At 27.8% G+C, this 12,416-nt stretch carries 12 protein-coding genes; 9 read left to right on the top strand and 3 right to left on the bottom strand.

Annotated features, from left to right (window positions below):
* Positions 1-566: 566 nt before the first annotated feature.
* Positions 567-1,043: a macro domain-containing protein gene (locus I0K12_RS13565; RefSeq protein ID WP_196888669.1), complete on the bottom strand. Its 477-nt coding sequence runs from the start codon at positions 1,041-1,043 to the stop codon at positions 567-569.
* A 168-nt stretch (positions 1,044-1,211) separates the two neighbouring features.
* On the opposite strand from I0K12_RS13565, the gene I0K12_RS13560 reads away from it, so the two are divergent.
* From I0K12_RS13560 to I0K12_RS13530, 7 genes are all read left to right on the top strand, one after another.
* On the top strand, positions 1,212-2,603 hold the full coding sequence (locus tag I0K12_RS13560) for a 3' terminal RNA ribose 2'-O-methyltransferase Hen1 (RefSeq protein ID WP_196888668.1): 1,392 nt from the start codon (positions 1,212-1,214) through the stop codon (positions 2,601-2,603).
* 228 nt (positions 2,604-2,831) lie between these two features.
* Positions 2,832-5,405, top strand: a complete 2,574-nt coding sequence (locus I0K12_RS13555) for a polynucleotide kinase-phosphatase (protein ID WP_196888667.1) — start codon at positions 2,832-2,834, stop codon at positions 5,403-5,405.
* 33 nt (positions 5,406-5,438) lie between these two features.
* Entirely contained in the window at positions 5,439-6,110 is a 672-nt protein-coding gene (locus I0K12_RS13550; protein WP_196888666.1) for a hypothetical protein, read from the top strand.
* Positions 6,111-6,147: 37 nt separating this feature from the next.
* Positions 6,148-6,594 (top strand): hypothetical protein, encoded by a 447-nt coding sequence (locus tag I0K12_RS13545; protein ID WP_196888665.1) that lies wholly within the window; start codon positions 6,148-6,150, stop codon positions 6,592-6,594.
* 9 nt (positions 6,595-6,603) lie between these two features.
* On the top strand, positions 6,604-6,984 hold the full coding sequence (locus tag I0K12_RS13540) for a hypothetical protein (protein ID WP_196888664.1): 381 nt from the start codon (positions 6,604-6,606) through the stop codon (positions 6,982-6,984).
* Between the two features lie 18 nt (positions 6,985-7,002).
* Positions 7,003-8,025, top strand: a complete 1,023-nt coding sequence (locus I0K12_RS13535; protein ID WP_196888663.1) for a hypothetical protein — start codon at positions 7,003-7,005, stop codon at positions 8,023-8,025.
* A gap of 31 nt (positions 8,026-8,056) precedes the next feature.
* Entirely contained in the window at positions 8,057-8,707 is a 651-nt protein-coding gene (locus I0K12_RS13530; protein WP_196888662.1) for a hypothetical protein, read from the top strand.
* Positions 8,708-8,799: 92 nt separating this feature from the next.
* On the opposite strand, the gene I0K12_RS13525 is transcribed toward I0K12_RS13530, so the two are convergent.
* Positions 8,800-9,864: an aspartate carbamoyltransferase gene (locus I0K12_RS13525; RefSeq protein ID WP_196888661.1), complete on the bottom strand. Its 1,065-nt coding sequence runs from the start codon at positions 9,862-9,864 to the stop codon at positions 8,800-8,802.
* Positions 9,865-10,197: 333 nt separating this feature from the next.
* On the opposite strand from I0K12_RS13525, the gene ytxJ reads away from it, so the two are divergent.
* Positions 10,198-10,593 carry a bacillithiol system redox-active protein YtxJ gene (ytxJ, locus tag I0K12_RS13520; RefSeq protein ID WP_196888660.1) on the top strand — a complete coding sequence of 132 codons (396 nt, stop codon included), beginning with the start codon at positions 10,198-10,200 and terminating at the stop codon, positions 10,591-10,593.
* Between the two features lie 50 nt (positions 10,594-10,643).
* Here ytxJ and I0K12_RS13515 read toward each other — a convergent pair whose 3' ends face one another.
* The gene (locus tag I0K12_RS13515) at positions 10,644-10,871 is read right to left on the bottom strand and encodes a hypothetical protein (RefSeq protein ID WP_196888659.1); all 228 of its coding nucleotides are present in this window, start codon (positions 10,869-10,871) and stop codon (positions 10,644-10,646) included.
* A gap of 151 nt (positions 10,872-11,022) precedes the next feature.
* On the opposite strand from I0K12_RS13515, the gene I0K12_RS13510 reads away from it, so the two are divergent.
* Positions 11,023-12,408 (top strand): FAD binding domain-containing protein, encoded by a 1,386-nt coding sequence (locus I0K12_RS13510; RefSeq protein ID WP_196888658.1) that lies wholly within the window; start codon positions 11,023-11,025, stop codon positions 12,406-12,408.
* Positions 12,409-12,416: the final 8 nt, after the last annotated feature.

Below are 12,416 nucleotides of genomic sequence, written 5' to 3'. Positions count from 1 at the left end.
CTAACGAAGACAAACAAGAATAATAAATAACTGAAATTCCTAAACATTTTGATTTTTGGTTTAAAAATATAGAAAATAAAGAAGTTTATTATTAAAAATAGTCATTTTTTAAAATCCAAAAATGGTTCTCAGCTATTTTAGTAAAAAATTTAACTAAGCAAAATCACTTTATTTTTCGACTTTATTTTTTTAATTATTTGATCAAATCGTTTGAATTAATGAAGTTGTTTTAAAAGCATTTTTCAATATTATTTCAATAATCTGATGTCTAAATAGTTATACTATTTTTTATGAATTTAAAATGTTAACCGAAATTTAATTGACCTATTTTTAAAATTGTAAAAATCAAGAATTTTGAAAAAAAATAGACGAAAAACTGTCTGAGTGATAGCGAGTTTTTTTCGTCTTTTTCAAATTTCGTAGATTTTTGATTTTAAAAATACAAGTCTTGATTTTTTTGGTTCGTTTTTTTATCAAGAAAAAAATGAATATTTAACTGATTGAAAATTAAACCCTTATTCTTAAATAGCTTCAATAAGAAATCTATCTAAAAAAATAAATTGACCTTAATCAAAATCATATACTGTTACTTTGATGTTATTGGCAATTAAAGTTTTATTTATTAAAGGTTCTATCCTATTCCATTTTCCACCTGCAAGACCACAACCAATTCTTGGCATATGAACCGAAGCATCAATTTCTGCTGCATAAAGAGCGATTTTCTCTAAACCTTTTTCTATAGCTTCATAACGAACGGGAACTCCTTTACTTCCAGTTTTTGTTCCTTGTTGTCCAATTAAATTCGCAACATAAATATATTTTTCTACTTGAATAAATTGAACATTTCCTAATTCAAAATCATTTTTTGCTCTTTCTCGATGCCATTTTCTATAAGCAATTTCGGGTTCTTTCCATCTTTTAGAAATTGCTAAAACAAAACCTTTCCCCCAACCGCCAATATTATTACAAATATGTACTATAATTTTATTTCCCTTTGCTTGTGGTGAAGTAGCATCTCCTTTTAGATATCTTATTTCTGACATTTTTTTGATTTTTCGACAAATATAACATTATCGATATTTTTTAACAATTAAAATAACAGGGTTCATAAAAGTTTAAAAATTATGAGTGAAAAAATATTAAATAGTAATTTTTAACTACGCAAAAAGACTGCACACTTCGTCTTTAGCTTTGTCAAAAAATAAAGAATTATGTTATTAACGATAACAGCTAAAGATGAAAATGCAGAAGAAATAAGTTATTTATTTCACAAACATCCTGATAAATTTCAAACTTCAGAAATCACTGTTGGAAAAACGCACGTTTTTTATCCTGAAGTAAGTAAAGAGCAGACTACAATCGCTTTAATGTTGGATATCGATCCGATTGAAATGGTTCGTGGAAAAAGAAATCTTTCTGGAAAAGGTTTCTCACTTCAACAATATGTAAACGACAAACCTTATATCGCTTCTTCTTTTTTGAGTTCGGCAATTATTAAAATGTTTTCTACTGCTTTAAATGGGAAATGTAATAATAAACCCGAGTTAGTTTCAAAAAAATACAATTTTGAAATTTCAATTTCTGTAGTTTCTGCTCCTAAAGGTGGTGAGAAATTGATTCATGATTTGTTTGAACCTCTTGGCTATTCTCTAGAAATCGAACGACATATTTTAGATGAAAAATTCACCAATTGGGGAGAAAGTAAATATTATTCTGTGACTTTAAAAAATGAAATTACAGTTCAAGATTTGTTGACACATCTTTATGTTTTAATTCCTGTTTTAGATTTTGACAAACATTATTATGTTGGTGAAGCAGAAGTGAAAAAACTTTTAGAAAAAGGAAAAAACTGGCTTCCAAATCATCCTTTGAAAGATTTGATTTCAAATAGATATTTTCTTGGTTTTAAATCTTTACAAAATAAAATGTATCAGATTTTAGAAGAAGATTCGGAGGAAGAATCGGAGGAAATTTCGAAAGAAGAAAAAATTCGTAAAAAGACTTTACATCAAGAAAGATTAGATGTTGTTTTGAGAAAAATGAAAGAAAGTAATGTTTCAAGCGTAATTGATTTAGGTTGTGGAGAAGGAAAATTATTGAAGAAATTAATCAAAGAACCACAATTCAAAAAAATCACTGGAACAGATGTTTCTTTTAACGCACTATCTTTTGCTAAAGAAAAAATCTATTTTGATAAATTAAATTCCAGACAATTGGAAAGAATTTCTCTTTTTCAAAGTTCCCTTTTATATAAAGATACTCGTTTTTCGGGTTATGATGCTGCTGCAATTGTAGAAGTTATTGAACATTTGGAAGAAAGTCGTTTGGAACATTTTGAAAAAGCAATTTTTGAACATGCAAAACCTAAGAAAATTTTCCTAACAACACCAAATAAAGAATACAATATCAAATATGAAGGTTTGGAAAATGGAAAATTCAGACATAATGATCATCGTTTTGAATGGACAAGAAATGAATTTGAAAATTGGGCTGAAAAAGTTGCTGAAAAATATAATTATGAAGTAGAATTTTTTCCTATTGGAGAAATTGATGAGAAAGTTGGAGCTTCTTCTCAAATGGGGGTTTTTAGTTTGGACGAATAAAGTGTGGCTTCGAGAACCTCAGCCACCGGAATCAATAAGTTTCTCATCTCGAGAGGGGATTAAGGGGTGTGTTACAATTAGTGATAAGTTTCAAACTTGCGCCAGAAGAAAAATGTGGCTTCGACTTCGCTCAGCCACCAGAAAAAAACTCGGAGATTGAGCGGAGTCGAAATCGGATGTGGCTTCGAGAACCTCAGCCACTGTTGAAAATTAATTAAGAAAAGAAAAATGAAAAAAATAAATATACCAAAGAATGCTTTAGTCATATTAATAGGAGCGTCAGGTGCTGGAAAAAGTACTTTTGCCAAAAAGCATTTTGAAAAATATGAAATAGTATCCTCAGATGTTTGTAGAGGAATGGTATCCAATGCAGAAAACACGATGGACGCAAATACAGAAACTTTTGAATTGTTAGAATTTATTGTTTCAAAGCGTTTGAAAAGAGGATTATTAACGGTCATTGATGCAACAAATGTACATTCGGATTCTCGAAAGAATTTATTGAAAATTGCTAAAAAACATCATGTACTTTCTGTGGCAATTGTTTTGAATTTACCAGAAGAAGTTTCGATACAAAGAAATAAAACTAGAGAAGATCGTGATTTCGGAAATCATGTGATTCGAAATCATAAACGTAGTTTGAGACGTTCTTTAAAGTTTTTGAAAAAAGAAGGTTTTAAAAAAATCTATAAATTCAAAACAGAAGAAGAAGTCAATGAAATTGAAGGAATTTCTAGAGATAAATTATATAATGACAAAAAAGAATTCAAAGGTCCTTTTGATATTATTGGAGATATTCACGGTTGTTATGATGAAACGATTTCACTTTTAGAAAAACTAAATTATCAAATAGAAATCAATCCTGAAGATGAAGAAAATTTCGGAATAAAAGTTACACATCCTGAAGACAGAAAAGTGATTTTCCTTGGTGATTTGGTGGACAGAGGTCCGAATTCTCCTGCGGTTTTAAAACTTGCAATGAGCATGGTAAAAAATGGAAATGCTTTTTGTGTTCCTGGAAATCATGATGTGAAATTGAAGAAAAAACTGGAAGGAAGAAATGTACAAACCAAACACGGACTGAAAGAAACTTTAGAACAGTTAGAAAATGAAACAGACGCTTTTAAAGAGCAAATCAGAGAATTTATTTACGGTTTGACAAGTCATTATATTTTTGATGATGGAAATTTAGTGGTTTCGCATGCTGGTTTACGAGAAGAAATGCATGGAAGAACTTCTGGAGAAGTGCGAACTTTCTGTTTGTATGGTGAAACTACTGGAGAAATTGATGAATTTGGTTTGCCTGTTCGTTATAATTGGGCTTCGGAATATCGTGGAAAAGCGAAAGTTGTTTATGGTCATACGCCTGTGAAAAATGCGGAATGGTTCAATAATACAATGGATTTAGATACAGGTTGTGTTTTTGGTGGAAAATTGACTGCGCTTCGTTATCCAGAATCGGAATTGGTTTCTGTTCCTGCGAAAGAAATGTATTGCGAACCTTCAAGACCTTTTGATGTGGATGAAACTGAGAATTCTTCGCAACAAATGAATGATGAAATTTTAGAAATTGATAATCTTTTAGGGAAAAAATATATCGATACAGAATTACAAAACAATATTTTAATCAAGGAAGAAAATGCAATTCCTGCTTTGGAAACTATGACACGTTGGGGAATTGATCCACGTTGGATGATTTATTTACCACCTACCATGTCGCCTTGTGCTACGAGTAATTTGGAAGAATATTTAGAACATCCGAAAGAAGCGATTCAATATTATCAGAAAAGAGGTGTTTCGAAGATTATTTGTGAGGAAAAACACATGGGTTCGAGAGCAATTTTGGTGATTTGTAAAGATACATCTGTCGTGAAAAAACGTTTTGGAATAGATTCTAAAAATCCTGGGATTTGCTATACTAGAACTGGTAGAAATTTCTTTTCAAATAAAACTTTGGAGCAACAATTTATTTATAGAATTTCAGAAGTTTTGACGAAAGCGAATTTCTGGGAAGAGTTTGAAACTGATTGGGTTTGTTTGGATGCGGAATTGATGCCTTGGTCGGCAAAAGCACAGCTTTTATTGAAAAATCAATATTCGGCTGTTGGAAGTGCTGCGAAACAATCTTTGAATGCAACTTTAAAACAATTGGAAAAAGCAAAAGATAGAAACATCGAAGGTTTGGATGCTGTTTTAGAGAAAGTTTCTCATAAATCGGAAGCAATTGACAAATACATTTCTTCGTATCAAAATTATTGTTGGGATGTAACTTATTTGGATGATTTTAAATTGGCTCCGTTTCATATTTTGGCAACAGAAGGAAAAACCTATGATGACAAAACACATTTGTGGCACATGAAAGCTATTGCGAAAATTTGTCATGCGGATCCGAAAATTATGCTGAAAACAAAATTCCAAATTGTAGATACCTCAAAGGAAGAAGATATTGAAAAAGCAATTGCTTGGTGGGAAGATTTGACCAATAAAAAAGGAGAAGGATTTGTGGTAAAACCTTTAGATTTTATCGCTTATCATAAAAATGAGTTTTTACAACCTGCTATAAAGTGTAGAGGAAAAGAATATTTGAGAATCATTTACGGGCCAGAATATGATTTGCAAGAAAACTTAAAACGTTTAAAAAATAGAGGTTTGACCAAAAAGAGAACTTTAGCCAGAAAAGAATTTTCTTTGGGAATAGATGCTTTAAAACATTTTGTAAGAAAACAACCTTTAAGAAAAACACATGAAAGAGTTTTCGGAATTTTAGCTATGGAAAGTGAAATGGTGGATCCGAGGTTGTAGAAAGACTAATAAAAATAAAATTTTTAAAAAATTATGAATAAACAAGAGATTAATAAAAATGTAACAATTGAAGATTTAAATTTAATTTATGAAGCAATTGACAAAAACAGTAATAATTTAAATAAAATTGCTACTTCTATTTTTGAATTAGAAACAAAGGAAAAAGTATTTGCTAAACCTAGTCATTACATTTTTTCAATCATTCATAGAGCAATTGAATTAAATAGAGGTTTTAGAACTTTAGTAGATAATAATAACTGGATTACAGCAAATAACCTAATTCGATTACAAGCTGATTGTTGTATGAGAGCATATGCATTAGCTCTTGTTAATGACAAAGTAGATTTTTATAATAAAATCACAAATAATGTACGTTTAAATTCTATTAAAGATGTTGAAGGAAATAAAATGACTGATTTTTATCTTTCTGAGAAACTTAACCTACTATATCCTGGATTTAGACTAATATATTCAAATACGAGTGGATTTATACATTTTTCAAATGAACATTTAAATTTTAATACAGAGACTAATGAAAAGGGTGAAAATTTCATAATGAAAATTAGAATATCTGAGCCTTCAAATTTAGATATTTTTAAAAAAGTTGATTATGCTTATAATATGCTATTTATGGGACAAAAACTACATAGGATTCTAAAAGGTTATGAGTTATATGTAAAAAAAATAATGGACAATTTAGATTAAATAACAAGTAAAATGAAAAAAAAAATTAACATTTATCTTGATTGTATTCATTATTATTTCCTCTCTTCCAATTTTAATTATCTTTTATTTTATTGATTTGTTTGAATCTAATCCAAATTCACAACAAACTTTCGTAGAAAAGTATTCTAATAATTTAAAAGAGTTAGAAGGAAAAAGTTTCTTTTGCTATAATAACAGGAAAGATTCTAAGAATTATATTGAAAAGAATCTGATTCCTTTTTTACCAAAAAATGTGGAGATTATTTATTTGAATGGAAAAGAAATTGATTCTTCTTTTGATAAAGAATTTATTTCACAAGCTTTTTATAATTTCGAAGAATATCAAAGGTTTCCACATTTGTTTAAAATAAAAAATGGACAAATTGAAGAAAAATCAATTAATAATTCTTTTTATAATTGGATGAATTTGAAGCACTCAAAAAACATTTTGATGGATCAAATTCATCTTTTTATTAAATCATAAAACAAAAAAATGCCATTAATAAAAGCTACATTTCAGAATCAAATATCTTTTAAAGAATTTTATAAAATATCAGAAGAGGATAATGAAAGGACTAATAGTTCGAATCAACTTATGCTTGATTTGATTGAAAAAATCAATGAAGAATTTCCTTCAAGAACTTTCTTTGGACATACCTCTATGAATCATTTGATTATTATTGAAAAAGATGAATTACATTCAGAGAAATTAATTTCTTTTGCTGCTTTTGATAATAAAATATTTATAGAAGCTAAGCTTGCAGAAAAACTATCTTTTTGGAAAAATGCAAAAATTAAAGTTGAAGTGAATAATGTTAATGATGCAGTTTTGTTTTTTAAGAAAGTATTAGAGAGATTAGAAGAAGAATATTAAATTAGCAAAAACTATTCTATGAAAAATTTATTATTTATTTTATGCTTATTTAATTTCTCTGCCATTTTTTCTCAAATTTCTGATGATCAAAATGAATATTTAAAATCTATAAAACATCATAAATTATTTGAGGGAGATTCTGAGAAAGCAAAGTTAGATACAATTACAAGTTTAAATGACCTAATCTATAAATTTGAAAAAGATTGGAAATTTGAATTTACAGGTAAAGGATATTATATCGGTTATACTGATTTAATGTTTTCAATTGCAAATTATGAAGAAAAAGCAATTGAACCTCTGCTAAATTTTTATAAACAAACAAAAAAACATGAGGCTAAACTAGGTGTTATTTATACTTTGAATTTAATTGGAAACGAAAATATTGCTTTTCCTTTTGACTTTAAAAATGAAAAAGCAAGAAATGCACTTTTGTTTCTTTTCGAAATTGAGAAAAATGAGAGTTTATTACATTCAATTTTGGATTTATTAGTCAAAGATTCATGGGATGTAGATATAGAATACATTGTAAAAAAATTAAAAACTACTAAATCAAAAGATTGGCATCTAGTAAATGCTTTGTTTAGATATGATATCAAAAATAATCCATTTAATCATCAAAATATCCCCGATTTTATTGGTAAGAAAGTGTTTCATTTTAAATCACCTAAAAGTATCAAGTTGGAAAATGATTCTTTTTACAAATATTTTTACATAAACTACTTAAAAAAAATCAAGATTCTTTTTCCTCATAATATCCAAATAGAGCAAACTGTTTATGATAATTACTTTTACAATAGTCCTTCTTATGAATTCATATCTATAGATGATCCAAACTCTACAGAGTATAATGGATCTTCTACTCATTCCTATCTTTTAAATGATCTGATTAATAATGATATACAATTTAGAGGATATTATTTACAGCCCCTAGATCATGAAGTGCAATTTTATATAGAAAATGAAATCATTTATATTGTTGATTTTGAAACTGCCAAAAACAGATGGTTAGATTGGTGGAAAAATTCAAAAGATAAATTATAAGCTGCTTTTTAATTAAAGTTTCTTTACAATTATGATGAAACCTATAGATTCATTTCAAACAATACTCGGAAGAGTTTTCCTTTCTATTTCTGAGATCAACATTAAAATTGAGAAAAAGGAAAACCGTTTTTTAATTCATACAAAAGCACATAAAATTGAAATTATCGCATTTCAAGAAATCAAGGATTGGATGGATTTGACTGATTTTAAGATTTTGGATTCAAAAGGGTGGATTTTTAGAATTTGGAAAATAAATCATTCAAATGAAAAACTTGATTTTAAATGTTTAATTGATAAAAATACCGAAGGAATTTATTCTGGACCAGATTGCGGACAACATTTAGATTCCTATTGTTTTGAAAATGATGAATTCACTTTAAATATCGGTACAGAAGATTGTGAGGTAATGAAAAATAGAGCAATAAATGAAGATTGGATTCCAAAAAGGTTTAAAGATAAATTAGATTATAAAAAACTAGATAATGGAGAACTTTTGTATCAGACTTTTACAGATATTGTAGATTCAGGTTTAAAGATGAATGTCCCTCCGCTTGAAAAAGATGAAAAATTTTATTTTCATTTTTTGGTTGCAATAGGTAAGAATAATGGTAAAATCTCTACAGAACTTGCTGTTGATTTTCCAAAGGAAATATTATTAAAAAACCTAAATATTCAAGAGTAGTTTTCTATCATTTATTGAATTTTAATTCTATAAAAAAACGAAATCCTTATACTTAAAATGAATAAGGTTTTTTACTATTTTTTTGATCTTAGTTAAAAAGCTACATTCATTACACAACTCAATAATGCGCACCGAACACTAACTGCTCCTTTCGCTTGAACAAAATAATGATTATAAGATGTATGATCCAAATCGATTGACAACTCCCCTTTTCTAGCTAAAGGATGCATAATTTTTGCACCTTTTTTTAAAGGAGATTCTATGGATAATTTAAAATTAGCGCCATATTCCTTCATCGAATCATCTTCCCAGGTAATGGTATTTATATATATTAAATCTGCTTTTGGCAAAACAGTATTTAAATCATTTTTGACTTCTATTTTTAATCCTTTTTCCGTTAATTCTTCATATTGATGATCCGAAAAAATATTAGTTTCATGAATATTCACAATTATGGTGATTTTATTAAACGCTGAAGGGAAATTCGCTAAGAGTTTTAATAAACTTCGTACGGTACGCATTCTTGAAGGAACTCCGATTAAACAAAGATGAATTGGATTCTCGACTTCTTTTTCAATTAAATCTGGTCTCCATTTAAAAATCGCATACAAATCTGCCAAAGCTTGCGTCGGATGCTCGTATAACCCATTCCCTGCATTTATGATAGGAATATTTGAAACTCCCATCATTTTAATAATCACACTAAAATCTGCATCTCTTAAAACAACACAATCTCCATAATTATTCATCATAGTAGCAATATCAGAATAACTCTCACCTTTTCCAATTCCGGTAGTTTTGACATCTGTGATAGAAATTACATTTCCTCCTAGGCGATTCCAACAACTTTCAAAAGAAAGTCTTGTACGGGTACTTGGCTCATAAAAAGCAGAAATCAGAATTTTATCATTTAAAATATTTATGAATTTCTCTGGATATAATTCATGTAAAATAGAAAGTCTAAATAATTGTAAAAGAATATCTCTATCAAACTGATTACAACTAAAAACATGTTGATTTATAAGACTTTTTAATATTTCTTTATTCTCTTTTATTTTCTCTAAAAGAAATAATTGATTCTTCTTAAACTTGTTTTTTTCTTTCGAATGTACATCAAACTTTAGGGGTAAATCGGTATTAATTCTTTTATTTTTCATGAAATAAATCTTTAAAAAATCAAAATCTTACATACTAAAAACCTCATATTCATTTTATAATCAAAAAAAATATAACGTTTAAAATATCCTTATTTAAAGTACTATTTTTAATTATTTTAAACTCCTAAAGAAAAATTAATATTCTATTATTCAACAAAAAAAACCGTCTTAAATTACCAAAACCACATAACACTTTAAGTTTATCACAACAAACAAATAATTTAAACGATTACTAAAACTTTAATAAATAATTGAACATACTTTAATTTAACCTAAACGTAATGTTCTGTAATTTTTGAATACTTTTGTCGACCAAGATATTAAACTAAAAAAATGGGAATTTTAAAAAATATATTTAAAAGTACAGATACTAATAATGCGGGAGAAAATAAACCTTCGCCTTGGAAAGAATTAAGAGATTTAAAAACCTTGGATGAAATTAAGGAAATTTCGAAAGAAAAACCTGTAGTTATTTTTAAACACAGTACAAGATGTGGTGTGAGCCGTGGAGTGTTAAGACAATTTGAAAGGTCGATATCTGATTATAAAGAAGCAGATTTTTATTATTTAGATTTATTACAACACAGAAGTGTTTCAAACGCAATTGCTGAAATTTTTCATGTAATTCATCAATCTCCGCAAATGTTGATTATCAAAAATGGAGAAGTTGTAAAACATGAATCTCATTATCAAATTGCAGAAGTAGACCTTAAAAGATATTTATCATAATTGTAAGTAATTAATGATTTCAAGCCTAAACCTTAATTGGTTTAGGTTTTTTATTTTTTCAGACTGATTACTTTACTCAAAAATATCCATTTTATTTGTATAACTCTTCCAGATTGCGATTCTGCTTTTATTATTTTTGGAGCAAATATTATTGCTATAACTCCAGAAATTGCTCCTTTAAAATTATTATGTATTTGATCAAAAAAGAAATATAAAATTGACCAACTTATCATAAATATCAAGACAAATAATAAAGCACTTAAAAACTTCAGATTCATATTATCATTATTTTATTTTTCGAAGATAATTATTTTCAAATAATTTCATTCACATCTTTTTTGAAAAAACACTTTTCTACTTCTTCTTTTTGAATTGACAAATAGTTTGATTATTTTAAATGAGCCTTTAATAATCAAACAAAAACAATTTATGATTTCATTTATTTTGAATAATAAAAAAATTGAAACAGATACTTTTATTGGAGAAACACTTCTAGATTTTATACGAGAAAATCAAAACTTAAAAGGAACAAAAATAGGATGTAGAGAAGGAGATTGTGGAGCTTGCACCGTTTTGATTGGAGAATTAAAAAATGATCAAGTTCAATATCATAATATCACTTCTTGCCTTTCTCCACTCGGAAATGTTCATGGAAAACATGTTTTGACTATTGAAGGTTTAACTCCAGAAAATTCTTTGAATATTGCACAGCAAGAAATGGTAAATCATCAAGGAACTCAGTGTGGTTTTTGCACTCCAGGGTTTGTGGTTTCTCTTTCTGGATATGTTTTGCAAAAACCACAACATAATTCACATAAACTTTCTACTGTTTTAGATAGCATTAGCGGAAATATTTGTAGATGTACTGGGTATAAATCTATAGAAAAAGCTGCGGATGCAATTGAAGAAAAAACTACTTCGACAACAAGTTTGGAAGAATTAATTTCAAAAGGTTTTGTTCCAGGATATTTAAAAGAAATTCCAGAAAAACTAAGTGAAATTCCGAAAATTAAAAAAGAATCCACTCATAAATATAAAATTGTTGCAAGCGGAACTGATTTATATGTGCAACAAGCAGATAATTTGAAGAAAAATGATCTGCATTTAATTACACATTTTGAAAATTCTGAAAAAATCCAATTTGAAAATAATCACTGTATTTTAGATGCGAAAACGACAATGAGTGAACTTTTGGAAAACGAACAATTACAAGAACTTTTTCCAAGTTTAGAAGTTTACTTTAAAAAAATATCCTCTGCTCCTATCCGAAATATGGGAACAATTGGAGGAAATATTGTAAACGCCTCTCCTATTGCAGATGTTGTAATTATCCTACTTGCTCTTCATGCAAAACTTACCATTAAATCTCCAAATAATAAAAGAGAAATTCTTCTAAAAGATTTTTATTTAGGATACAAAACCTTGGATTTACTTCCAAAAGAAATAATTACTTTCATTTCTTTTCCGATTTCTAAAAAACCAATTGATTTTCATTTTGAAAAAGTTTCCAAGAGAACACATTTAGATATTGCAAGTGTAAATTCTGCGATGCAAATTGAATTGGAAAACAAATTCATAAAAGAAATACATTTAAGTATAGGTGGTGTTGCTCCGGTTCCATTTTACACAAAAAAGACAATTGATTTTTTACTAAATAAAGAACTTACTTTTTCACTTTTTGAAGAAGCTTTAGAAATACTTGATCAAGAGATTGCACCAATTTCCGATGTGCGAGGAAGTTCTGATTATAAAAGATTATTAGCAAAACAATTAGTCAAAATTCATTTTATGACTTTAACTCCTTTCATTTTTTAAAATCTATT

Source organism: Aureivirga sp. CE67 (genome assembly GCF_015767245.1).
Lineage (GTDB): Bacteria > Bacteroidota > Bacteroidia > Flavobacteriales > Flavobacteriaceae > Aureivirga.
This window is presented reverse-complemented; position numbering and strand designations above follow the sequence as displayed.